This window comes from Arthrobacter sp. UYCu712, from assembly GCF_040547005.1.
Lineage (GTDB): Bacteria > Actinomycetota > Actinomycetes > Actinomycetales > Micrococcaceae > Arthrobacter.
Genome location: NZ_JBEPOZ010000015.1, coordinates 21,572 through 45,108, shown reverse-complemented (window position 1 = coordinate 45,108; position 23,537 = coordinate 21,572). Strand labels below are relative to the sequence as shown.

23 protein-coding genes and 1 pseudogene are annotated in these 23,537 nt (G+C 63.1%); 12 read left to right on the top strand and 12 right to left on the bottom strand.

The genetic code is table 11. The features are described from left to right. The first annotated feature begins 149 nt into the window (after positions 1-149). Together ABIB51_RS14810 and ABIB51_RS14805 are read left to right on the top strand one after the other, a co-directional pair. A complete protein-coding gene (locus ABIB51_RS14810) occupies positions 150-674 on the top strand; it encodes a Chromate resistance protein ChrB (RefSeq protein WP_354189290.1) in 525 nt (174 codons plus the stop codon). Continuing rightward, a complete protein-coding gene (locus ABIB51_RS14805) occupies positions 671-1,849 on the top strand; it encodes an MFS transporter (RefSeq protein ID WP_354189288.1) in 1,179 nt (392 codons plus the stop codon). Before ABIB51_RS14810 ends, ABIB51_RS14805 begins: the two co-directional genes overlap by 4 nt. Positions 1,850-1,892: 43 nt before the next feature. Here ABIB51_RS14805 and istB read toward each other — a convergent pair whose 3' ends face one another. Both istB and ABIB51_RS14795 read right to left on the bottom strand, forming a co-directional pair. After that, the gene (istB, locus tag ABIB51_RS14800; RefSeq protein ID WP_354189381.1) at positions 1,893-2,681 is read right to left on the bottom strand and encodes an IS21-like element helper ATPase IstB; all 789 of its coding nucleotides are present in this window, start codon (positions 2,679-2,681) and stop codon (positions 1,893-1,895) included. A gap of 2 nt (positions 2,682-2,683) precedes the next feature. Then, positions 2,684-3,206, bottom strand: a pseudogene (locus ABIB51_RS14795) (IS21 family transposase); the annotation flags it as partial. 70 nt (positions 3,207-3,276) lie between these two features. Between ABIB51_RS14795 and ABIB51_RS14790 the strand changes: the two are divergent. Beyond that, the gene (locus ABIB51_RS14790) at positions 3,277-4,077 is read left to right on the top strand and encodes an IclR family transcriptional regulator (RefSeq protein WP_354189286.1); all 801 of its coding nucleotides are present in this window, start codon (positions 3,277-3,279) and stop codon (positions 4,075-4,077) included. Between the two features lie 8 nt (positions 4,078-4,085). Here ABIB51_RS14790 and ABIB51_RS14785 read toward each other — a convergent pair whose 3' ends face one another. Genes ABIB51_RS14785 through ABIB51_RS14775 form a run of 3 tightly spaced genes read right to left on the bottom strand, consistent with a single transcriptional unit; the run spans position 4,086 to position 6,102 of the window. After that, a complete protein-coding gene (locus ABIB51_RS14785) occupies positions 4,086-4,850 on the bottom strand; it encodes an IclR family transcriptional regulator (RefSeq protein WP_354189285.1) in 765 nt (254 codons plus the stop codon). Positions 4,851-4,882: 32 nt separating this feature from the next. Then, complete coding sequence (locus ABIB51_RS14780; RefSeq protein WP_354189283.1) at positions 4,883-5,635, bottom strand: cyclase family protein; 753 nt, start codon at positions 5,633-5,635, stop codon at positions 4,883-4,885. Further along, positions 5,632-6,102 carry a YqfO family protein gene (locus ABIB51_RS14775; protein ID WP_354189281.1) on the bottom strand — a complete coding sequence of 157 codons (471 nt, stop codon included), beginning with the start codon at positions 6,100-6,102 and terminating at the stop codon, positions 5,632-5,634. The genes ABIB51_RS14780 and ABIB51_RS14775 overlap by 4 nt, the downstream gene beginning before the upstream one ends. Before the next feature lie 114 nt (positions 6,103-6,216). Here ABIB51_RS14775 and mmuM point away from each other — a divergent pair, with 114 nt between their 5' ends. From mmuM to ABIB51_RS14760, 4 genes are all read left to right on the top strand, one after another. After that, a complete protein-coding gene (gene mmuM / locus ABIB51_RS14770) occupies positions 6,217-7,263 on the top strand; it encodes a homocysteine S-methyltransferase (RefSeq protein WP_354189279.1) in 1,047 nt (348 codons plus the stop codon). Further along, a complete protein-coding gene (locus ABIB51_RS14765) occupies positions 7,263-7,562 on the top strand; it encodes a hypothetical protein (RefSeq protein WP_354189277.1) in 300 nt (99 codons plus the stop codon). The genes mmuM and ABIB51_RS14765 overlap by 1 nt, the downstream gene beginning before the upstream one ends. Then, positions 7,563-7,715, top strand: a complete 153-nt coding sequence (locus ABIB51_RS23260; protein ID WP_502916143.1) for a DUF8462 domain-containing protein — start codon at positions 7,563-7,565, stop codon at positions 7,713-7,715. It begins immediately after the preceding gene. A 405-nt stretch (positions 7,716-8,120) separates the two neighbouring features. Beyond that, complete coding sequence (locus ABIB51_RS14760; protein WP_354189275.1) at positions 8,121-8,330, top strand: type II toxin-antitoxin system RelE family toxin; 210 nt, start codon at positions 8,121-8,123, stop codon at positions 8,328-8,330. A 153-nt stretch (positions 8,331-8,483) separates the two neighbouring features. Here the strand turns inward: ABIB51_RS14760 and ABIB51_RS14755 are convergent, their stop codons facing one another. Next, complete coding sequence (locus ABIB51_RS14755; RefSeq protein ID WP_354189273.1) at positions 8,484-8,690, bottom strand: hypothetical protein; 207 nt, start codon at positions 8,688-8,690, stop codon at positions 8,484-8,486. A 36-nt stretch (positions 8,691-8,726) separates the two neighbouring features. Between ABIB51_RS14755 and ABIB51_RS14750 the strand changes: the two genes are divergently transcribed. Continuing rightward, positions 8,727-11,366 (top strand): non-ribosomal peptide synthetase, encoded by a 2,640-nt coding sequence (locus ABIB51_RS14750; protein WP_354189271.1) that lies wholly within the window; start codon positions 8,727-8,729, stop codon positions 11,364-11,366. A gap of 439 nt (positions 11,367-11,805) precedes the next feature. Beyond that, positions 11,806-11,988, top strand: a complete 183-nt coding sequence (locus ABIB51_RS14745) for a hypothetical protein (protein ID WP_354189269.1) — start codon at positions 11,806-11,808, stop codon at positions 11,986-11,988. 1 nt (position 11,989) lies between these two features. On the opposite strand, the gene ABIB51_RS14740 is transcribed toward ABIB51_RS14745, so the two are convergent. The 6 genes from ABIB51_RS14740 to ABIB51_RS14715 form a co-directional block, all read right to left on the bottom strand. Next, positions 11,990-13,408 carry an NAD(P)/FAD-dependent oxidoreductase gene (locus ABIB51_RS14740; RefSeq protein WP_354189267.1) on the bottom strand — a complete coding sequence of 473 codons (1,419 nt, stop codon included), beginning with the start codon at positions 13,406-13,408 and terminating at the stop codon, positions 11,990-11,992. Between the two features lie 84 nt (positions 13,409-13,492). Next, positions 13,493-15,097, bottom strand: a complete 1,605-nt coding sequence (locus ABIB51_RS14735) for a dipeptide ABC transporter ATP-binding protein (RefSeq protein WP_354189265.1) — start codon at positions 15,095-15,097, stop codon at positions 13,493-13,495. Further along, complete coding sequence (locus tag ABIB51_RS14730) at positions 15,094-15,951, bottom strand: ABC transporter permease (RefSeq protein WP_354189263.1); 858 nt, start codon at positions 15,949-15,951, stop codon at positions 15,094-15,096. Before ABIB51_RS14730 ends, ABIB51_RS14735 begins: the two co-directional genes overlap by 4 nt. After that, the gene (locus ABIB51_RS14725) at positions 15,948-16,979 is read right to left on the bottom strand and encodes an ABC transporter permease (protein WP_354189261.1); all 1,032 of its coding nucleotides are present in this window, start codon (positions 16,977-16,979) and stop codon (positions 15,948-15,950) included. The genes ABIB51_RS14730 and ABIB51_RS14725 overlap by 4 nt, the downstream gene beginning before the upstream one ends. A gap of 1 nt (position 16,980) precedes the next feature. Next, positions 16,981-18,696 carry an ABC transporter substrate-binding protein gene (locus ABIB51_RS14720; protein ID WP_354189259.1) on the bottom strand — a complete coding sequence of 572 codons (1,716 nt, stop codon included), beginning with the start codon at positions 18,694-18,696 and terminating at the stop codon, positions 16,981-16,983. Beyond that, on the bottom strand, positions 18,693-20,390 hold the full coding sequence (locus ABIB51_RS14715; protein ID WP_354189257.1) for an amidohydrolase: 1,698 nt from the start codon (positions 20,388-20,390) through the stop codon (positions 18,693-18,695). Before ABIB51_RS14715 ends, ABIB51_RS14720 begins: the two co-directional genes overlap by 4 nt. Before the next feature lie 176 nt (positions 20,391-20,566). On the opposite strand from ABIB51_RS14715, the gene ABIB51_RS14710 reads away from it, so the two are divergent. From ABIB51_RS14710 to ABIB51_RS14700, 3 genes are all read left to right on the top strand, one after another. Continuing rightward, positions 20,567-21,247, top strand: a complete 681-nt coding sequence (locus tag ABIB51_RS14710) for a TetR/AcrR family transcriptional regulator (RefSeq protein ID WP_354189255.1) — start codon at positions 20,567-20,569, stop codon at positions 21,245-21,247. Between the two features lie 249 nt (positions 21,248-21,496). Then, positions 21,497-21,922 (top strand): cupin domain-containing protein, encoded by a 426-nt coding sequence (locus tag ABIB51_RS14705; protein ID WP_354189253.1) that lies wholly within the window; start codon positions 21,497-21,499, stop codon positions 21,920-21,922. 11 nt (positions 21,923-21,933) lie between these two features. Continuing rightward, the gene (locus ABIB51_RS14700; protein WP_354189251.1) at positions 21,934-23,421 is read left to right on the top strand and encodes a gamma-aminobutyraldehyde dehydrogenase; all 1,488 of its coding nucleotides are present in this window, start codon (positions 21,934-21,936) and stop codon (positions 23,419-23,421) included. The last annotated feature ends 116 nt before the right edge of the window (positions 23,422-23,537 follow it).

Sequence of the window (23,537 nt, the reverse complement as noted above, 5' to 3'; positions counted from 1 at the left end):
ACCATCGTCTACGCAGCTTCGCGGCCTGGGTGAGTATGTCAACTAGTTCTGGCCCCGGAATGACGATCATAGGTGACCCCGGGTGAAGGTCCGATTGGGCATGATATGTAACATTCGTTACAATTATGCTTGTGACTAATGATCCGAATGTGTCCTGGCTTGTCATGCTCGTCCAGGTTCCCTCTCAACCTTCCAGACACCGGGTAGCGGTCTGGAGGGAGCTTCGCCGATTCGGCGCGGTTCCCGTGGGGCAGGGTGCATGGACCGCCCCGGACGTCCCGGTGTGCCGGGCGGGCGCCGAGAAGGCGCGTGAGCTTGCCGTTGCCGGCGATGGACAGATGGTTTTGCTGACAACGAACGCCGGCGACGCTGGCGCGGTCGAGCTGCGCAGGCTCTTCGATGTCGCCAGGGCCGATGACTGGGTTGAGTTCATGGCGGACTGCGGCAAATTCAAGGCGGAAATCTCCAGGGAAATCGAGAAGCGTAAATTTACCCTCGCCGAGTTGGAGGAAGAAGAACAGAGTCTGGAAAGGCTGCGCAGGTGGTTCCGGGCCAACCGGGCCAAGTGCGTCTTCGGTAGCTCGTTGGCCGATGAAGCGGAGACCGAACTGTCTCAGTGCGCGAGTGTTCTCGAGGAATTCTCAGAACTCGTCTACGGCGAGGTGCACCAGTGAGGGCCGCAAGCCCGGCGCGAATCATCCCCGGGTCGACCAGACCCCTGTATGCGGCGGGTTTCGTGACTGCGTTCGGGGCCCACAGCATTGCTGCAGGAATGGGTGCCCAGAGCGAGAACATCGGCCTGACGCTTCTGAACCTGGGCATGCTGCTGGCCGTTTATGATCTGGCGGAGGTTTTCCTCAAGCCGGTGTTTGGTGCCCTGAGTGACCGGATCGGCGCCAAACCGGTCATTGTTGGGGGTCTGCTGGCGTTCGCGGGCTTCTCGCTGATCGGGTTGTGGGCCGCGGATCCGTTGATGCTGGGCCTGACCCGCCTGGGCCAGGGCGCGGCGGCATCGGCGTTCTCTCCCGCATCGTCTGCCACCGTCGCCAGGCTGGCCGGAGGGAAGAACTCAGGGAAGTACTTTGGGCGTTACGGGTCGTGGAAAAGCCTTGGCTATGTGATCGGCCCGCTACTGGGTGCCGGTTTGATCCATGTCGGCGGGTTCGCCCTGCTGTTTACGGCGTTATCAGTCCTGGCGGCTGCCACTGCAGGGTGGGTTCTCTTGCGTCTGCCGCGTTTGGAGCCTGTCGAGCGTGTCAGATACACGGTCCTGGACCTGGCCCAGCAAATCACCGAGCGGCGGTTTCTGGTGCCGACGATGGTACTTGCCGCTTCGACCGGAGCCCTGGGTGCGGCGATCGGTTTCCTGCCGGCCCTGGCGACCCGGCACGGGCTTGATACCCTCGCTGGGACTGCCGTCGTCAGCGTTTTGGCCATCGCTTCGGTTATCACCCAACCATGGGTCGGGAAGCGGCGTGACCTGCAAGGGATCAGTGATGCAGCAGGGATGAGGGCAGGGCTGCTGCTCACCGCTGCTGGCATCGGAACCGTGGCCGTCGCCCCGGGAAGCATCACTGTGTTCATCGCGGCTCTTTTGATTGGGGCAGGTGTTGGCATGGCTACACCTTTGGCTTTCGCCCATCTGGCCGACACGACACCCCATGACCGAATGGGCAGGACCATGGGCTCCGCCGAACTCGGCAGAGAACTAGGAGACGCGGGGGGACCCTTGATCGTCGGAGGCCTTGCCACGCTGGCCGGACTGCCGCTGGGCCTTGGCGCGCTGGCCCTGCTCATAAGTGCAGCCAGCGCACCACGCCTAAGACGCGACCTGCCTCCACAACCCTGAACAGTGCATCCTGCCGTCGCCACTGCATAATCCGCCGGGCTACTCATCCAGTTCTTCGGGCGATGCTCTGTACCAGACGGTAGGAATCGGTGCCGGTTTCCATGATGGCGCCGTTGAACGTGAGACGGTCCACGATGGCGGCGCCGAGGCGCGGGTCGGTGAAGGTTTTGGTCCAGCCGGAGAACGATTCGTTGCTTGCAATCGCAATGGAGTTTTTCTCTTCGCGTTCGGTCAGGACCTGGAAGAGGAGCTCGGCGCCGCGGCGGTCCAGTTCCATATAGCCAAGCTCGTCAATGCACAGCAGGTCGACCCGTCCGTAGCGGGCGATGGTTTTGGCCAGGACTTTCTCATCGGCGGCTTCGACGAGTTCGTTCACGAGCCGGGTCGCGAGGGTGTATTTGCCCCAGTGGCCCTTCTCCGCCGCGGCGGTGCCGAGGCCGATGAGCAGGTGGGATTTTCCGGTGCCGGAGTCCCCGATCAGGCACAGGGGTGCGCCTTTGCGGATCCAGTCCCCGGTGGCGAGGGTGTGGATGGAGGCGGGGTTGATGTTCGGGTTCGCGTCGAAATCGAAGTCCCCGAGCCATTTGTCACGGGGAAAGTTCGCGGCTTTGACCCGGCGGATCGAGGAGCTCCGGTCCCGGTCATCGCACTCGGCCAGGAGAAGTTCGGCCAAGAAGCCCTGGTATGAGAGCTGTTCCTTCGCGGCGACGGTGAGGGCTTCGTCCAGGACCGCCCTCACCGTGGGCAGGCGCAGCCGCCGGCAGGCCTGGTCCAGGGCCGCCACCGCGGCTTGCTCGGTCAGTCCGCGCCGCCGGCGCAGGGTCGGGGTGATGGTGGCAGCGGCCGGGTATCGGCCGGGAGCCCGGCGATGACCGCGGCGGGATCCAGGAGCGGGCGCTGGGTGAGACTGACAATCCGTTGTACTTGCACGCGATCGTGAGCACCGGGATGACGGTCCGAACCGGACCCACCCCCGGAAGAAACGGTGGCGTGTCGGCGGGCTTCGACGGCAACGACGTCGGCACTGACAGCACCGACTTCCAGCGCCGCGGTGATCCCGGCCTGGATGTCGGATGCGTCCATGGATCGGTGGAGCAGGAGCACGTCGATGAGTTCCCGGGTGCCGTCGGCGTTTCCGTTGACCCGGCGGGAATCGGCCCAGAACGCCTCGTGGGCGGAGGTGAACGCCCCGGAACTGGCGGGCCCGGGCCAGGGCGGTGGAGCCGGGCAGGGCGCCGGGTTTGGTTTTGAGGACCTCGAGGTAGTGGTCCAGCTGGACCGAGCACCCGGACCGGGCCGCGACCCTTTGATGCCTGGCAGCCACTGTGCGGCCGTCGAACACCACGACCCCGGACGCCACCGCATCCTTGTCGGCCCTGAAGACATGTAAGAATAGGCGTGGCTATCGGGTGGAAGGAGCTTTGACAGTGGATTCTTCCACGGAATCGTCGTCCATGACACAAGGACTTCGGCTTGTTCGCCTGGTCGCGGACCGGGAAAAGTGGGGCAGGCAGCTTCTCGGCGTTTCGCAGCTCGCCGCCGAGCTCGATATGGAACAGAGCCGTGTATCCCGGCTGACCCAGGAATTGTGTGATCTGGGACTGCTGGAACGTGTCGAACGGGGTCCGTTCCGAACAGGCCCGCGATTCTTTGCCCTGGCTGCCTCGCTTAACACCGGCTGGGTTCGCGAGTCAGGAACCGAGCTAGAGGCTTTGGTGGCGACATTCAGACTCAGATTCAGAATTTCCGTCCGCGACGGCTTCCGCGTCAGTCTCCTGCGGGCTTCCACCAACGACGCGCTCCCCGGAAGCTTCGTGAAGCCCGGCATGGTGACACCCGTATGGTGTACCGGATCCGGCCGGGCCCTGCTCTGGGACCACGAGCAGGCAACCATTCAAGACCTGCTCAGCGACGTCAACTTCATCGGCGTCGGCGGCCCGGGCGCGGCCCATTCGCCAGCTGAAGTCTGCGAACTGATGGACCGGGACAGGCCTCGCGGCTTCATCGTGGCGGCGGAAGAATTCGAGCATGGCGTCCATGAACTAGCCGTCCCCGTCCGCGATCCTGATGGCACCATTCTTGCCTCGCTCAGCGTCCTAGGCACCCGGCGCGAGATCGAAGCCCGTACCAAGCGCATCGTCAAGGCCCTGACGGAAGCCGCCGAACGGCTCGGGTCCTACGACGGCAATATACGGGACGGTGCCGGCCAAGAAAGCCGTCCCGGCTAGACCTGCTCCTACGGCAACGAATGACCAAGCTCTGACTCTAGCCACTTTCCCCACGCCACAAGAGCCGCAGCGCAGAGCTCATGCCGCGGCTCCAGACGCGTTTTGGGCCCTACGACCTGCAGCGCAGCCACTACGTCGCCCTTGAAATCCCGGATCGGAACGGCCAGGGAATAGAGGCCGGGCTCGGCTTCCTCATCGACGATGGAGTACCCCCGCGCCCGCGCCTCACGCAGTCGGGTCAGGAAGTCCTCGACATCCACAGGCGTGTTGGGGCCATGGCGAACGAAAGCAGCGGCAGCGAAAACGGTTCGGATCTCGGCGTCCGGCGCCTCCCACAGCAATGCCTGGCCGGCATCACTGCAGTAGGCAGGGTAGGGCCGGCCCAGCCAGGAACCGACCATATTGCTGCTTTCCGGAACGCGTTCGCCGATGGTCACCGTACTGTCCCCGCTCAGCACTCCCAGGAAGCATCCTTCGTCCGTCTCGCCGGCAAGGCCTTCCAGTGCAGTTGCGCCGTCGGTCTGCAGCCGCTGCTTTGTCAACAGCTGGGCGTCCGTAAAGAGCGACCAGTCCAGCGAGTAGGACCGCTGTCCTCTACGTTCCAGAAAGCCTTCCTGTTGCGCTCCCCGCAGACTCCGCGAAACCTGGCTGCGGTCCTTGCCCAGATCGGCCGCGATGTCAGCGACTGTTCCGCCGGAAAGGCCTCTTGCGTTGCGGGAGCCAACCGCTAGGACGGCCATGATTCCGCGCCCCATGCTGGATGTCTTAGACATGGATCCGATTCTAGTCGCCAGACGGATCCGTATTAGTGGATGGCAAAGACCCTGGCAGGAAAGCCGCTGCCCTGCAGAGGCTTCGGCCATGTTGCAATGAGTGCAGCTCCCGCTTCGGGAAGTCCGTCCAGGTTCGCCAGTAGCTCGATCTGCCAGCGGTTCTTCGCCAGAACGTAGGTCTCCAGGCTGAAATCCTGGCGGGAAGTGGCCAATCCCGGATCCGTGTCCGTCTGTTCATGGCCGACAGCCGCAACGGACCGCTGTTCAATCAAGAAGGTGAGGACTTCCTGCGACCAGCCCGGCGTGTGGCTGACGCCCTCGCCGTCTCTGTTTGCCATGGCGTCCGCGTCAGGCCAGCGACGGCCCCACCCGGTCCGCAAGGCGACAAAGGAGCCCGCCGGGACGGTGCCGTTGCGACTCTCCCAAGCTTGCACGTCTTCCACCCTGGGGCTGGCATCGGCATCAGCGCTGACCCGATCGGTGATGTCCAGGATGACCAGCGGAAGGACCATTTCCTTAACCGGAATCTGGTCCAGAGTCCGACCCCCGCGGATGAAGTGCGAGGGGGGATCAACATGCGTTCCCCATTGCCCGATGATCGAATATCGGTGGGCGGTGAAACCGTCGCCCTTCTCAAGGTCGTACGCAGCCTCCCTGATCTCGTCGGGGAACGCCGGGAAATGCGGCTGGCCAGGGTGGAAAGCGTGCGTTAGGTCTGTAAATGTCCTTCCTGCAAGTAGCGGCTTAAGATCGTCCCAAAGTCCGGTCGTGGTGGTTTCAATCATGATGCGGCCTCGTTCTCGTAGGATGCGGCCTCGTTCTCGTAGACTGCCGCCATTTCGGTGCTGGAGACGCTGACAGGGCCGGAGAGTTCGATGACCGGCACTTCCCAAGGGTGGATTTCCACAATGCGGCGCATGAATCGGTCCACTGCAGCGTCGTCCAGGGCCGCGTCGAAATAGGTCGTGAAGACAAAGGTCGTCGAAATGGTCCGCTGTCCCACCCGCCCCAGTGTGGGGTTGGCTCCCTCCGTTACGGTGAATCCTTCGAAACCTACACCAGACTCAAAGACGTGCCTGTAGTTTCCGAAATCGCCCAATTCCGGAGATTCCGCTAATGCCTGGAGCAGGGCCACGATGCCCTGGTCATCCTGAAGCGCCCCGGCTTCGCCCTTCGCGAGCCTGGCGAACATCTCTGATGCTATGGGCCAATGCACCCGCAGCTTGCGTACGGACTTCATCTCAATGTTCAAGGGATGCCTCTTCCTTGCGGTTCTCGCGGATTGCTTGGCTGCCATCGTGGCATATAGTGATGATCATTACAAGCATCTAAAAATGCTTATTACGATCAAATGTAAGGATTGAACTTGCCGCGTAACGCAACGCTGTCCCGCATGCTCAATGCCGGCGAAAACCTGGTGGCAGACGGTGCACTAGCCACTGAGCTTGAAGCGCGCGGTTGTGATCTGGCAGACCCCCTGTGGTCAGCCAAAGTCCTTTTGGAACAGCCGAACTTGATCAGGCAGGTGCATCGCGATTACTTCCGCGCCGGCGCTGCAGTCGCCATCACGGCGAGCTATCAGGCCACGCCCCAAGGATTTATCCAGCGCGGCATTGGCGAGGCCAAAGCTCTGGAGCTGGTGGCGTTGAGTGTGCGCCTGGCCGATGAGGCGCGGCGCGAGCACCTGGACGAGAACCCGGACGCTGGTCCGTTGCTGATAGCCGGGTCTGTGGGCCCATACGGTGCCTACCTCGCGGACGGATCGGAATACCGGGGCGACTACATCCTCGGAAAGAGCGAGTTCATGGATTTCCACCGGCCCCGGATTGCGGCGCTGGTGGAGGCCGGAGTCGATTTTCTGGCCTGTGAGACGCTGCCGTCACTTTCGGAAGCCGCGGCCCTACTGGCATTAGTGGAAGAGTTCGACGTCGAAGCCTGGTTCTCCTTTACGCTCCGGGATGGTGGACATATCAGCGACGGTACGCCGCTGGCCGACGTCGCTAGGCTCTGTGGAGAGCATCCGCACGTGGCAGCCATCGGCGTGAATTGCGTGCCGTTGGATTTGGTTTCCCCATCCCTTGAGGCCCTGGGTAAAGCCACCCGCACGCCACTGATCGCGTATCCGAACTCCGGCGAATGCTATGACCCGGTTAGCAAGACGTGGGGCGATGCCCTGGCGATCGATGACGCCGCGGCATCCCGTGCCAAGCAGCCTCCAAGCCTTGCGGAAGGAACCGCTGCCTGGCATAAACTCGGGGCCCAGCTTGTTGGAGGATGCTGCCGGACGACACCGCGGGATATTGCTGCCGTGGCCAGGCTGGGGGCGAACCACCGGGGTGCCGGCTTACGCGGCAGCTCGTCAGGGGCTCCCTCTTCTCAAAACTCGGGCGAGAGCCGCACCACCGCGTTTTAGTGCAGGTCAACGGGCTAATCAGCCGGCTCGGCGTCTCCCTGACGCCGGAGGCCCAGTCGATGCTGCTGCCTGCCGCGAACGGGTACCTGTTCTTCCTCCGGATCTACGGGCGCTCCGTCTGGGAAGCAGCATCCGACAAGGTCATCAGCGCCGAGGATGCCACCGTCGCGGTCCGCCACGGCAGGAGCGACCTTGACCGCGGCTTCTTCGAAGCCCGATGGCAGCGCGCCACGAACGCCGAACGCCTCTACCTACGGGCCGAGGCCCAGAACTGCGACAGCCCCTCTTCGACCGGCTAAATTGCCGCCCGGCTAGGGAAATCGACCAGCAAACCTGGCGTCATCCCCTCCCTCCTCATCAGCAATGGAGTGGTGTACGCACCCGGGTACGGCTCCATCCAATTCACCGTCCCGGGCATGGCCGCATTCATCGCGCGACAGACAGCGGACTGAAAGTCACGATCTGATGAGCTGAGGTGGCGAAAGTTACTCCGTGATGCCGCGTAGCGGCAGGCCGGTGTTCGAAAATTGTCCATGCCACCGCCGCCGGTATTGGGCTCCTGTGTTGCCCGGCGGGCCGTGATCTTTTCGACCGAGAATCCCACGTGGGGCAGCCAGCTCAACGGTCTGCACCACGGACTGGGGATGGCCTGAACGTTGGAGGTGAGGGTGTGGGTCAGGCCGCCTGGGCGGCCGTTACTTTACGGGGCGCAGCATTGTCGGGGCAAGGATGCTCAGCTGATAGGCGGACTGGAACGGGTCGACATGGAAAGGCAGATGGTGCGACCGCGAGCACATCCGGAGTTCTTCCAGCGCGTCGGGCTCGATCCGGGCATTTCATAGTGTGGGTCTTGCCCGTTGTCTGCGTGCCGGCGGCGCCGCATCCAGGCGGCCATTGAACTCCTCGCTGAAACACCACGACCCCCTGTTGCCAAGAAACTCTCCGGCAGCAGCGGAGACTGGCGGGTCCGCACGGGCGACCACCGGATCATCTATGAGATCCGGGGCGCACAGCTCATCGTCCTATTCGTCGCCATGGGACACCTCAGGGAGATCTACCAGCACTAGGGACAGCGGACCCGCACCCCCGCGCTCACCCGGCTCTGGTGGTCCTGAACGATTGATCTGGCCCACAGCATGGGACTGGAGATGACTGCCGAAGGAAAACGCGGACGCAAAACGTACCCTCAACGACTACGGCAGCAGAATGACGCCCGGCATTTACCGGCCAGGTCCCCCTTCATAGTCCCGCCACTCAGCTGAGCCCGGCCGGCCGAAGGCACCGAGGATGGCCGCGGCATTGACGGCGGTTGCACAGGCGTAGCCCTGTACCTCTGCCAGGGCGATGGGTTCGGTGGCGAGGGAGCCGTCGTTCCAGCAGAGAACCCGCACGGCCGCCAGCTTGGCCACCAGCTCAGCATTGTCCATTTGAGTTAGGTAAGGTTTGCCTTCTAAAGTGCATTGGTGACTATAGAGCCAGTTTTGGCGGGTGTCTCGTTTGCCGCTGGCCTGGCTGCATTCGGAGACCGGGCCGCTGTACACGTTCAGGGCGAATCCGTGAGTTACGGCGAACTCGCCGACCGGGTGGACGCTGCCGCCCGGTCCTTGGGGACGGTACGCCGCCTGGTGGCCCTTGAGGCAGACAATTCCCTGCCCTCCCTTGTGGTGTATCTGGCGGCCCTGTCATCCGGACATCCGTTGCTCATTCTGCCAACCGGTGGCGGGCGGGCTTCTGAAGCGCTTGTTTCTGCGTACGACCCGGACGTTCTGGCACGCGTTCAAGGTGGCGAAGCCATGTTTGAGGTGCGGCGGGAAGGGACCCGCCACGCCTTGCACCCGGAACTGGCGCTCTTGGTGAGTACCTCCGGTTCTACTGGCTCGCCGAAGCTTGTCCGGCTCTCCGCCGAGGCTGTCCAGGCCAACGCGGCCGCGATAGCCGAGTACCTGCAGTTGCGCCCCGATGACCGGGCCGCCACCACTCTTCCCTTGTCCTACTGCTACGGCATGTCGGTCGTGAACAGCCACTTGTGCGCAGGGGCCTCGGTGGTGCTCACCGACCTTTCGGTAGTCGACCCGTGTTTCTGGGAGCTGTTCCGCAAGGAGCGGGTGACTTCCTTCGCCGCAGTGCCCTACACGTTCGATCTGCTGGAGCGGGTGGGCTTCGCGGACAAGGACCTGCCAAGCCTGCGCTACATCACCCAGGCGGGTGGCCGCCTGGACCCGGACCGGGTACGTGGCTACGCGCAGTTGGGCCGGCGCCGGGGCTGGGACCTGTTCGTCATGTACGGGCAGACGGAAGCCACGGCCCGGATGGCTTATCTGCCTCCTGACGTCGCGGCGGAACACCCACACGCTGTTGGCATCCCGATTCCGGGCGGCCGGTTCCGCCTCGCCCCGGTCCCTGGGCTGGATGACCGCGAACTTGTCTACTCCGGACCCAATGTCATGCTCGGCTATGCAGAAAAGCCCGAGGATTTGGTGCTGGGACGCACGGTCACGGAACTTCACACCGGCGATTTGGCCCGCCGGACCGTCGAGGGTCTCTATGAGATTGTTGGCCGCCGCAGCCGATTCGTGAAGATCGTCGGTCTTCGGGTGGACCTTGGCCAGATCGAGCGGATCCTCTCAGACTTGGGCCTTTCCGCGGCGGTTGCGGGCACAGACGGCCAGGTGATCGCTGCCGTCGAGTCCGGGCATGACCTTTCCCTGATTGCCAAATCGGTCGCTCAGGACATGGGTTTGCCGCGCGCAGCCATCCACCTTCACTCCGTGGCGGCTATCCCGCGATTAAGCAGCGGGAAGCCCGACTATCCCGCGATCCTGGCCCTGTACGCGGAAGGAGAAGAAGAAAGGGCAAAGGGCCGGGACGGCGACCCGGAGGGGGCGTCAAATGATGCACGGAGCATTTTCGCGGACGTCCTCGAACGGGACGACATCCGTGAGACGGACACGTTCGTTTCACTGGGTGGCGATTCGCTGTCCTATGTTGCCGCATCAGTCCGGCTCGAGCGTGCGCTCGGAGGCCTTCCCCTCGATTGGCATCTGATGCCGGTGGGTGAGCTTGCACGGGCCGGCATCGTCGATGAAAATACTGAAGCTGCAGGTCCCGTGGGGGCGGTCTTCCAGAAATGGCGGAGGCGGCTGCTCGCACCCATGGACACAGGAATCGTGCTGCGCGCCCTGGGCATCATCTTCATCATCTCTACTCATATCCGTTGGTTCTCGTGGGAAGGCATGGCGCACGTGCTGGTGGCCGTCGCCGGATTCAACTTTGCCCGGTTCCAGCTAAGTGGCCCGCCCCGTGTGCGGTTGCGGCGGCAGTTGAGGACAGTCGCCCGGATCGTGGTGCCAAGCGTCGCGGTGATTGGCTTCGCGTTTGCGGTGACTGACACGTACAGCTGGGCAAATGTGTTCCTGCTCAACTCACTCCTCGGCCCGGAAGGATGGACGGACTTCTCCCGTTTCTGGTTCGTGGAGGCGCTGGTGCACATCCTGCTCGGCGTGACTGTCCTCTTGGCGATACCCGCAGTCGGGCGCGCGGAACGCCGGTGGCCATGGGCCGTCCCGCTTGCTCTTCTCGGCGCGGACCTTCTGCTGCGTTTCCGCGTCGTCGACCTCCCGTACCCGGGTCAGGGTCCGGTGCTGTGGCTGTTTGCGCTTGGTTGGGCAGCAGCCGCGTCCCGAACACTGACGAAGCGGACCATCGTGACCGTCCTTGCCGTGCTGACCATCCCCGGGGCGTTCGACGACGAACTCCGAAACGCCACGGTCCTCGCCGGATTCCTCATCCTGCTCTGGCTCCCGACAGTGCCAGTGCCCCGCGCCCTCCACTGGATTACAGGCCTCCTGGCCAGCGCCTCGCTCTACGCCTACGTGACGCACTGGCTCGTTTATCCACTTTTCGATCAAGCCAGCAAGGGACTGGCGGTCGTAGCCTCCCTTGCGGTCGGCATCGCCTACTGGGCAGTGGCTACCCGGGTCACGGGCGCCTCCGAGCGCTGGCTTCGGAAACGGCTGGCCACCCGCCGTCACCGAAGGCAAGCAGCCTCCGGGGCCACCCTTGAAGACAGGGACCGATCGCCGGCGGCATCGATGCGTGAATAGTCCCCGCGGTTTCGGGGATTTTTCACAGGCCGATATGCGGTGCTTTCGTCAAGCGGACCTTCCTTCGGCAGCTGGATGGCTGGCGGGCGCAGATGCCGGCCCATGGACTTACAACGCCGACGATCGAGCAGCGCTGCCAGCTGCTGGAACGGTTCCAGGACTTCACGGGTGATTCCCGTCGCAATGGCTCCCCGCGGATGTTAGGGAATTCCTCGCTGGCCCGCGCGGTCCGGCGAGAGGCCTATCAGCCTGAAGACGCTGTACTCAACGCCCTTCGTATTCAGTAGAGGGTGTGATTCTACCGATGTCGATACGGACTCAGGCGGGAAGCCGCTCTCCTGTACCGGCACGAGAACGACTTCACCTTGCTCTCGAACATCATTCACACCGGATACTACGTAGCCGAGAGCAACGTTCTTCCCCCGGTAAGTACGTTGCCGTGTTCGAAGGAGCTTCCCGGGTCTTTGTTGTCGACGAGGAACCGGGCCGGGCCGGCCCGGCCACTGAAATCGGCGCCATGGCCATCAACTTCGCCGACACTGACCCGGAAGAGGCCATCATGGACGGAACCGACGGATTCGGTGCCGGCTGTGACGTAGTTGGGGCGGGGTGCGGGAGGTGAGTCAGGAGTCGAAGCCCAACCCTACGGCGTCGAGCGCTTTGAGGATGAGGTTCCGTTTCCCCTGGTTGTGATCCGCCCGGTCCATGGACCAGCGTGTCAGGTTGATGCCCAGGGAAGCCAGTGGTTCGGGTGGGAAGGGCAGCGGCCGTTTCCTCACCATCTCCACCCTCGTGCGCTCGGTATCAAGGCCCGCCAGCAGGTCCAGGAGCACATCGGCCGCAAACGCCGTGGCGCCAACTCCGAGACCCGTGAAACCCCCCGCGTACGCCACCCTGCCCTTGCGCGCAGTGCCGAAGAAGGCGCAGAACTGCGTGCTCGAATCGATGGGGCCGGCCCACTTGTGCGTGAACTTCAACCCTTCCAATTGCGGGAATGTGGTGAAGAAGTGGGAAGCGATCTTCTCCCAGGTGCCGGGCTGGTACTCGTGACGCTCGTCCACGCGCCGGCCCCAAAAGTAGAGGGCATCGTAGCCGCCGAACAGAATCCTGTGGTCCTTGGTGATCCTGTAGTAATGGAACTGGTTGGCAACATCCCCGATCCCCTGCCGTTTGTCCCACCCGATGGATGCCAACTGTTCCGCGCTGAGAGGTTCGGTCATGAGCGCGTAGTCGTACACGGGCACCGTCATCAGCTGGTTCCGCTTCAGCAATGAGGGAAACACGTTGGTGCCGAGGACAACATGGGCGGCTTCCACGTTGCCCCTTTCCGTAACGATGCTGACGCCGTATTCGTGGTCGTTCAGGTCACGCACGCGCGTGCCCTCATAAATGTGGACACCCAACTCCGTTGCCACCCGCGCGAGCTCAAGGCCGAGTTTGTACGGGTGGATCATGGCCACGGAGTCCTTATGCCAACGGCCAGCCAAGTACGTGGCCGAATTGACCTCGGCGCGGATGGCATCCTGATCCAGATAGACGCTCCCGGCGCTGTCGTCCTCCTGGAGCCAGGCAACCTGATGAGGTTCGACGGCAACGTCGAGCTGACCGGTGCGCTCCCAGTCGCAGTCCATGGCGTACTTCTCCACGGTCTCCTGCATGCGGTCTAGGTTCTCCATGCCCAACCGGTCCAGGGTCTTCAGCTCCTCAAGCCAGCGGTTCTTACCGTTCTCGTGGCCGTGGGTCAGGCTCGCTTCGCAGAAGCCGCCGTTGCGGCCTGACGCCGCCCAAGCCACCTGCTCGGCTTCCAGCAGGATCACTGTCCGGCCGGGGTCGCGTTCCTTGGCGCGGAGGGCCGTCCAGAGCCCGGTGTAGCCCCCGCCGACAATCACGAGGTCGGCGGCAGCGTCGCCGTCGAGTTGTGGGTATCGAGTGGCGGTTTCCGCGAGGTCATCGATCCAGAAGGGCCGGTGGGCGGCACCTTCCAGCGCATTAGCTACGACGGCGGCCTGCGGGACGTTCCGTTCGAAAACGGTGGTATTCACGGGAAGTTCTCCTGTTTCTCGGCGCGTTCGTGTGTGCGTTTTGCCTGCGAACGACGCCTGGGTGATGTTCATGGCCGGGACTGCTCAGGCAGTGACCGGTTCGGCGTCCCACAATGGCCGGGGACGTGAGCCGATGAGGTTCTTGGTGTAGTCGTCGCCGGGGTCTTCCAGGATGCGGGCCGTGGGGCCCTGTTCCACGATCCGTCCTTGATGCATCACAATGAGCTCGGAGCACAGGCGCGAGACGACGGCCAGGTCATGGGTGACGAAGAGAATGGTCAGCCCGAACTGGTCCCGCAGTTCCTCCACGAGTTCCAGAACCTGTGCCTGGACCGAGACGTCCAAGGCACTGGTGGCCTCGTCCAAAACCAGGAGCCGGGGGCGGGCGGCGAGCGCCTTGGCCAACGCAACGCGCTGCCGCTGGCCACCCGAGAGGGCGCGGGGCTTTGCGTCGAGCCGTTCAGACCCGATTCCCACCCTGCCCAGGAGTTCGGCGGCACTGGCTTTGGCTTCCTTGCGCCCTTGCCTCTGGTGAAGGCGGAACACATCCGCCACGGCGTTGCCCACCGGAATCCGCGGATCCAGGGACAGGTAAGGATCCTGGAAAACAATCTGCACGTCCTTGGCCAAGACTTTGCGCTCGGAGGCCTTGAGTGACCGGCGCGGCCTTGGGACTCCGTTCAGGCTGAGTTCGCCTTCCGTGGGAGTTTCCAAAGCCACCACCAGCCGGGCAAGCGTGGACTTCCCTGAGCCCGATTCACCCACCACTCCCAAGGAGCCGCCTTCCGGAAGAGTGAAACCGGCGCCGTCCAAGGCGGTGATGATTTCGCCGCGGGGCAGTTGGTACGTTTTGGATACCCCGGATACCTGGAGCAGAGGTGACGCGGCAGCCTTCGGTCCGGGCACCTCGCCCAACTCGATGACGGGGGTCGCCTCCACCAACTGCCGCGTGTAGTCCTCCTGCGGCCTCAGGAACACCGTCTGCGTAGGACCGTGCTCCACCACTTGGCCGCGCCTGAGCACGTAGACGCGTTCACACAGGCTGGCTGCCAGGTTCAGGTCATGGGTAATGAACAGCATGCCCATCCCCCGGGACTGCTGTTCCTCGCGCAGGAGCCCCACGATCCCGGCCTCGGTAGTGACATCGAGTGCCGTGGTGGGCTCGTCGCAGAGCAACAGCTCCGGGGAATTCAGGAGTGCAGCGGCAATCATTACGCGCTGCAGCATGCCGCCCGAGAGCTGGTGTGGGTGTTGGTCCATCAGTTCCTTGGCCCGCCGCAGGCCCACTTGCTCAAGCTGATTCACGGCGCGTTCGGTGGCCTCGGCGCGGGACAGCCCATCAAACCGCAGCAGTGTTTCCGTCAGAAAGTCCCCCACAGTCCGGACGGGGTTGATGCCTGCCCTGGGGTCCTGGAAAACCATGGAGGCGTGTCCACGACGCAGTTCCATCAGGCGCTGCCTGCTGGCCGTCAGTGTATCGAGACCATGCACGGCCACCGTTCCGGAATACTCCGAGCCACCCGGAAACAACCCCAGCGCCGCACGGGTGATCAGGGACTTACCCGAGCCTGACTCCCCCACCAAGGCGACCGCTTCGCCGTCGTTCACATACAGTGAGACGCTGTCCAACAGCGGCGGCCTGTCCGGAAAGCCGAGGGTAAAGTCTTCAATCTGCAGAAGCTGGCTCATGACAGTTTTCCTCCGATGCGGTCTGAAAGTTCCTCGCCGATGACATTCACTGCCACCACCACCAGCACAACTACCAGGGCGGGCCAGAAGGCGGGGAGAAGGTAACCGCCCAGCAGGGCGCCGCGGGACTCCTCGATCATGGCGCCCCAGTCGCTGGTAGGCGGCTGGACCCCCAGCCCGATGAACGAGAGCGCCGCGAGGTCGGCCAGCACGTAGCCGAAATTCAAAGTCGATTGAGCGCCCACTGTGGGAATGAGGTTGGGAAGGACCCTGCCCAGCACCACCCACGGCGTCCGGAATCCGAGCACCCGGTATGCCTGGACGTAGGGCCGTCCACGCTCCGCCACCACCAGCGACTGCACCAGCCGGGCCACATACGGGACGTAGGCGATGGTCATTGCCAGAATGGGAGCGAAAAGTCCCTTACCGAACAGGGCGATGGCGAGCATGGCCATCAGCAGTGCGGGGAAGGCGAACAGCAGATCAAAGAGCCTGCCAAGTATTTTGCCCAGCCAGCCTTCCGACCAGCCGGCGACCAGACCCAGCAGTAGGCCCAGAACCGTTGACCCGACCACCACGATGGTGGGTCCCAGCAGCGAGGTCCGTCCACCATGCATGAGCCGGCTGAGGAGGTCGCGTCCCAGAGCGTCTGTTCCCAGCAGGTGTTGGCCGCTTGGGCCGGCAAGCACATTGTTTAGGTCCACATAGTCCGGGTCGTAAGGCGCGAGCGCCGGGGCAAGCAGTGAGAGGAGTACGACGGCGGCGGCAACGGCGAGCGCGCCCCACACCAACGGTGAGAGGAGGCTGCCGTAACGGCGAAGGCCTGCCTGCGGCAGTTGGATGGCTAAAGTCACCGGGACTCCGTTCCGGCCGCGATACGCGGATCAATGAGGGGCTGGATGAGGTCAACGACGGTGTTCACCAGGACGAAGGCCGCGACCACCACCATGACGATTGCCTGGACGACGGTGAAGTCCAGCCTGTCGATGGATTGCACCAGGAGCTGCCCTATGCCGGACAGGCCGAACGTCCGCTCGATGATGGCGCTTGAGACCAGGAGGCCCGCCACCAGGACAGCGCTCACGGTGAGGATGGGTCCCAAGGCGTTGCGCAGGACATGGCGTGCCACCACAGATCCGCGGGTAAGTCCGCGGCTGGTTGCCACTTCCACGTGTTCGCGGAGCAGTTGCTCGTTCATAGACGAGCGGGTTACCCTCGCCACCATGGCAATGTAGGTGATGCCCAACGCGAGCGCCGGGAGGGTGAGATGCCAGATCCGGTCCCATCCGCCGTCGCCGCTTCCAAAGGAGGGGAACCACCCCAACCCCACCGAGAAGAGAGCTACCAGGGCGATGGCCGCGACGAATGGCGGCACGGCGCCTGCAGCGGTGAGGGTGATCAGGATGAAGCGGTCGCCGAAACCCTTGTTCAGGCTAGCGACAATCCCGGCGAACAAGCCGAGGACGGTGATGAAGACCGCGGCCAGGGCCACGAGCTGGAGGGTGGTGGGCAACCGTCCGAGCAGCACGTCCGAAACGTCCTGCCGGTAGGTCAGCGAACGGCCCCAGTCCCCCTGCAGGATGCCGCCGAGCCAGTTCAAGTACTGTTCCCAGGCGGGCTTGTCCAGGCCGAACTGCCGGGTGATTTCTTCCAAGGCTTCGGGTTTGGGACTGCGACCCCTGAGCAGGAAGCGTGCCGGGTCGCCGGGGACCAGGAATCGTGAAAAGAACACTGCCAGCGACGCGACGAATAACGTGGCCAGCAGGGCAAGTACCTTCTTCGCGATGAACACCGCTGGACGGGCAGCACTGACCTTCACTTGCTTGCCGACGGGCTTGCCCTGCGGCATCGCGGGCGTCAGCATTTGATCTGTTGCGGTCATGCTAGTGACCTCCAATCTTGGCTGCCCACGGGAAGTACATGTAATTTATGGACGGATCCGCGCCTGTAATGCGCTTGCCCAGCCACATGGTGGTCACGGTCTCGTAGAGTGGCCCCCACACCACTTCATCGCTGGCCAGTTTGGCGGCCTCACCGGTGAGCTTGCCGCGGGCGTCAGGGTCCTGCACGCCGTAGGCCGTGTTGACCAGTTCGTCGAATTCAGGGTTGCTCCAGCCCCCGTAGTTGCTGAAGTCGCCGGTTCGCAGCACGCTGTACATTTCCAGGGGTTCAGTGCTGGAGAGGTACCAGGAGGTCACCATGAGATCCACGTTTTTGCGTGCCTCGGGGTCGGAGAAGAGGGTGGTGTATTTGTCGTTGGACATCGTTTGGATCTCCGGATCCAGGCCTATTTCCTTGGCTGCGGACGCGATCGCCCGTGCCGCGATGTCAAAGGCCGCATTCAGCGAGGCCGTGGCGAAGACGAACTTGCTGCCTTCAGCACCGGCTTCCTTGACGAGCCTTTTGGCTTCCTCCACGTCATACGGTGTAGACAGGAGGCCACCGAACGCCTCATCTGCCGTTTCTGACGAGGCGTCCTTCCACACACTCCGGGTGGTCAGGGCGTCGGTCTTGCCCGCATAGCCCTGCTCCGCAGCCTTGATCAAAGCTTCCCGGTTAATGGCCATCATGAGCGCCTTGCGGACCCGAACGTCCTGGAAGGTGCCCCCAAGGTTGGTGAAGACCATGCTTTGCACCGAGGTGTCTTTGCCGAAGTACAGCGAGCCGGCGTCGTCGTTGGCTTTCAAGATGTCGATAGCGTTGGACGGGATGGCGAAGCCGCCATCTATTTCGCCTGTTTGAAGTGCGTTGATTCGGGAGGTGGCGTCGGGGAGCATCTTGAAGGTAACTTGCTGTGACTTGGCTTTGAGGTCAGGATCCCAATAGTCGTCGTAGCGCGTGAGCGTGATGCTTTCGCCGGCCTCCCATTGTTCGAATTGGAAAGGTCCGGTGCAGTTCACTCCTGTGCTGGAGTTTCCGTAGTCTTTGCCGGCAGATTCCAGCGTCTTGGCCGACTCCACCACACCCGTAGCTCCCACTAAGGAGGCGTTGAGCACGTAATCCGGCTGGGTGGTGGTGACCGTGACCTCGTAGTCGCCGGTCTTTTCGATCGATCCCACGTTCTGGTAGGCGGACGCCCAGAAGGAGCCAACTTCCGGGTCAATATGGCGCCTCAGGGAGGCGACGACGTCGTCCGCCGTCATCTCGCTGCCGTCATGGAATTTCACGCCCTGGCGGATAGTGTAGACCCAGGTCAAGGGATCCGGGTTCTCCACTGCGGTGGCCAAGCCGGGCGACGTGGAAAGGTCTGTATTCCAGCGGAACAGTGACTCGCAGACGTTGGACAGGACAGTGTTGTCCGGGTAGTCGAAGGCGTAGGCGTAGTCCAGGGAGAACGGCTCCGCGTACATGGCCCAGTTGAAGTTACCGATCTCCTTGGTGGGGGCCGGCGTTGAGTCGGACATCGTGAACTTGGCTCCGCCCGCGGCATCAGTCACGCCGGTGGGCCTCACGGCGCAGCCGCCCAGGACCAAGCCGGCCACGACGGCGGCCACGCCAACCGCTGTGATGCGCGACGGCATCGTCCGCTGTTCGAGGCGCCCGGCACCTTGCGCATTGTGCCGCTGCGTTCTGAGCAGTTTCGCTCTGTGCGGCTTCATTGCATCACCTCGGCGCTCCGCGCGGACCGGTTGCCTTGTGTTGAGCGGTCATAGACGCACTCCCCGCCGATCCAGGTCTGCGTGACGACTGCACGGTGGAGTTCCTTATTGGGGAGGTCGAAGAGGTTGGTGTCCAGCACGGCAAGGTCCGCAAGCTTCCCGGGTTCCAGGGTTCCTGTCTGCGCGTTGAGATGGTTGATCCACGCCGAACCCTGCGTGTAGGCGTCGAGGATCTGCTTGAGGCTGAGCTTCTGTAATTGACGGCCGAGCGGCGGCAGGTCCTCCTCTGGTGCTGTGCGGTTGACCCCGACATGGATCGCTGCGATCGGATCCGCGGTTGAAACGGGCCAGTCGCTCCCGGCCACAAGGCGCGCACCCGCAGCAGCAAGTTCGCCAAAGGGGTAGTGCCGGTCCTCGGCGCCCGGCTCCAGGAAAGGCAAGGTCAGAGTGTCCAGTTGCTCTTCATGGCAGGCCCACAGAGCTTGGACATTGGCGGCCGCTCCGAGCTCCGCGAAGCGCGGCACGTCCTCGCGGCGGACCATTTGGAGATGTGCCAGGTGGTGACGTTGGTCGTTGGTGCCGTTGACATCGCGGGCAGCTTGGAGGGCGTCCAAGGCATCGGTGACTGCCCGGTCGCCGAGGGCATGAAAGTGGAGTTGCATTCCAGCTGCGTCGATCGCGGTGACGAACTCCTTCAGCTCACCGGGCTCAAAGAACTCGATCCCGCGGTTGTCCGTGTTATGGCCGTGGTGGTCCAGGTACACGTGATGCATCGCCGCCGTGAAGTTCTCCGCTACTCCATCAACCATCACCTTGACCGTGTTGGCGTTGAGTACGAGGGGGTCGAACGATTCGCTGACAGTGTGGCGGCGTTCCAGGATCGCATCCAGCTGCGACATGCCCGCTGTCCGGTCCCACCACTGGCATGCGGTGACCCGCACTTTGAGGTCGCCAACTCGCGCGGCATCCATGTAGACGGTGAGGTTGTCCGCGTGACCACCCTCCGGGATGGGCACCCAGGCGTCCTGCCAGGCCGTGATGCCCTGCGAGAGCAGCAACTCCTGCGAGGCGAGCAGGCCTTGGTAGGCAAGGTTGTAGGGCAATGCCGGCTTGACCTCGTTGAACAGGTCCATGGCACCTTCGTGGACCGTTCCAGCTGGTGTTCCGTCCGGTTCACGTTCAAGGCGTCCACTCTCAGGGTCCGGAGTATCCCGGCTGATCCCCGCGGCCGCGAACGCAGCAGTGTTGGCCCAGGCCCCGTGGTGGTCACGGTTCACCAGATAGACCGGCCGGTCCGGCACCACTGCATCCAGCAGCTCCCGTCCCGGAGTGCCGCTAGGGAAGAAATCCATGGACCAGCCAGCGCCTAGGATCCACGCTTCGTCCGGGTTCCCCTCGGCGTATCGGGCCACGATGCTGACGGCTTCTTCTGCTGTGTTGGCTCCCGTCAGGTCGCATTGGAGCAGCTCGACGCCTGCGAAGATCGGGTGGATGTGGGCGTCCTGAAATCCGGGAACCACCAATTGCCCGTCGAGATCCACCCGGCGAGTGTCCGGTGTTACCGAAACTTCGAGTTCCTCGGGGCTGCCGACGGCGATGATACGTCCGTCCGTTACTGCAAGGTTTGCCTGAACGGGGCCGGCCTCATTGCCGGTATACACCCATCCGTTCTCAAACAATATCTCTGCGAGCACCTTCGAGTCCTTTCGTGGGAATCAACTCTGCGAGACACACTATGAGCCGGATCACAAAAAGTCAACGCTGTTGACATCATTGCTGACAAAGATATTGACTTGTCCTCGAAAGGAGGAAACCATGAATCATGTAGGTTGATATCAATCCGGGATAGCAGGAAGGCGGACAAGAGTTGGTGCAGTCAGCAAAATCGATGGACCGCCGCACCCGGCTGGACCCAGCCACCATCATTGATGCCGTCCTGCGGATTTCCAGCCAAGAGCCCACCGAGCGGTTGACTGTCCGCAGGCTGGGGCAGGAGCTCGAAGTTGACGCCACAGCCGTGTATCGGCATTTCCGCAACCGGGACGCGATTGTCAGGGCAGCACTGGACCAGTTGTTCATGCTGTCCGTGGACCGCATCCACGCCTCGGAACAACACCAGGACTGGCGCTCCCGGCTCGAGGCCTATCTCGACGAACTCCTCAGGGTCTTCATGCAGCACCCGTCTTTGGGCAGCGAGTCCTTCGCCACCGATACATACGGCCCAGGCGAGCTGAAGGCCATCGATTTCGTCCTGCAATGTCTCACGGACGCAGGACTGGCTGAAGACCGCGTGGTCCACTATTACGCGGCGCTGGAAAGCTACACCCTGGCTCTCGGCGCCGGGATTGCGGTGGAGATTCAGCGGCTCCCCGACTCTGAAGGCCACGACCCCTGGCTCAATCCACGAGTTTTCACGCGCATCACCGGGTACCCGCTCCTTGAAAAACACCAAGCGGCACTGCAAAACCTCGATTCGCTCAAGGCATTCCAGGCCGGTCTCGCGGCAATTTTGGACAGCGCAGAACGCGAAAGCACGGGGCGGCAGGCCTGAGAGCCTGCTTGCCACTAACGCAACCCAATACTTCATCGCATGGCGTCACGACCCGACGTCGTCCAGTCACCGCTGCCCGGACAGTGACGTCCGGCAGGGAAAGCACGGCACCCAAATGCGCCAGTTCATCAACGAAGATTTGCTGTCCCGGCACTTCTTCAGACACCCACCATGGCATCATTCCGGCCACGCCCGAGGACGGGGTACACCGCTTCGTGCTCTGGACTCTATGGGCCTGGGATTCGACTCGTGACTCCTAATGCCGGACATGAGTCCTCATCCTGGTGCATAGACGCCCTCTCCTTCCAGCTGACCGGCACCGGTAATCTCCCCGCCCTTACCGCCTCGTACCCATTAGGGGATTCCTTTGGCATGAAACTGGGCGTATGGGAAATGAACGAAGGTACAACCGATGACATCGAAGAAGATGAAATCTTCATCGTTCTGGCAGGCACGGCCACTGTGCGCATCCATTTGCGCGGAGACTTCCCAGGCACGGAACTACACCTCGCCCCGGGCATCGTATGTCGTCTTTCGCAGGGCATGCAGACCACCTGGACCGTACACAGGAAGCTCCGCAAGGTTTACCTCGCACCCCGTATTCCCGGGTCAAGGAACAACGTAAGTCCTCCTGCCGGGGCCATTGTCAGCCCCGACTCCCACCCAATCATTTGAAAGCAGGATCCGTGAGCCAGTACATCAACGGAAAAGCCCTCGAAGGCAGCACCGGGGAAACCTTGAACGTCATAGACCCCTCCAATGGCGAGACTGTGGCGACCATGACGTTGGCCGGAAGCGACGACGTCCAACAAGCTGTGCAGGCTGCCCGTGACGCGTTCCCGGCCTGGTCCACGACGACCCCGGCTGAGCGTTCAGCAGTGTTGACCAAGTTCGCTGCTCTGATGGAAGAGCGTGCCGAGGAATTCGCGCAGCTCGAATCCCGCCAGGCCGGCAAGCCGATCCGCCTGACCCGTGAGTTCGACGTCCCGGGCACCATCGACACCATCGCCTTCTTCGCCGGAGCTGCCCGGAACCTTGAGGGCAAAGCCACCGGTGAATACTCCGCGGACCACACGTCCTCCATCCGTCGCGAAGCAATCGGCGTCATCGGCTCCATTTCCCCGTGGAACTACCCGCTGCAGATGGCCGCGTGGAAGATCCTCCCCGCCATCGCCGCCGGCAACACCATCGTGCTCAAGCCCGCCGAGATCACCCCGCTGAGTTCCCTGCTGTTCGCCGAAGTCGCCACCGAAGCCGGCGTCCCGGACGGTGTCATCAACGTCCTCACCGGCCGCGGCTCCACCGTTGGCGCGGAGTTGCTGCGCCACCCCGACGTGGACATGCTCTCCTTCACAGGCTCCACCGTTGTGGGCCGCACCGTCCTCGAGGCAGCGGCGACCACCGCCAAGCGCGTCCACCTGGAACTCGGCGGCAAGGCCCCGTTCGTAGTGTTCGAGGACGCCGACCTCGAAGCCGCGATTCACGGCGCCGTGGCCGGATCCCTGATAAACAGCGGACAGGACTGCACCGCCGCCACCCGCGCGATCGTGCACCGCTCCCTCTACGAGGACTTCATCGAAGGCGTCGCGGACCTCTACGCCAAGGTCAAACTCGGCCCCACCCAGGACCCCACTACCGACCTGGGACCCCTCGTCTCCGAGGTCCACCGGGACAAGGTAGCTGGGATGGTGGAGCGCGCCCGCGGTTACGCCCGGGTCATCGGCGGCGGCATCCCCAACAACGAGCAAGACGGCAATCTCGCCAACGGCTCCTACTACCGCCCCACCCTGGTAGCCGACGCCACCCCGGACTCCGAGATCTTCCGCGACGAAGTCTTCGGACCGGTCCTGGCCGTCACCCCCTTCGACACCGACGATGAAGCCATCACCCTCGCCAACGACACCCCCTACGGCCTCGCCGCCTCAGCCTGGACCAAGGACGTCTATCGCGCCCTACGCGCCACCCGTGAAATCCGTGCCGGCGCCATCTGGGTCAACGACCACATCCCGATCATCAGCGAAATGCCCCACGGCGGCTTCAAACAGTCCGGCTTCGGCAAGGACATGTCCACCTACTCCTTCGACGAATACACCGTGGTCAAGCACGTCATGTTCGACCTCACCGCAGACAAGGCCAAGGACTGGCACCGCACCATATTCACCCTGGATAGCTAGAAAATATGGAATGAAAGGAGAAGCCATGCACGACCCCTGTATTAGTGACTGGTGCACGCTCGACGGCGCCGAGGTGGCAATCCGCCAGCAGGGAAACGTTGTGTGCGCCGGGATCG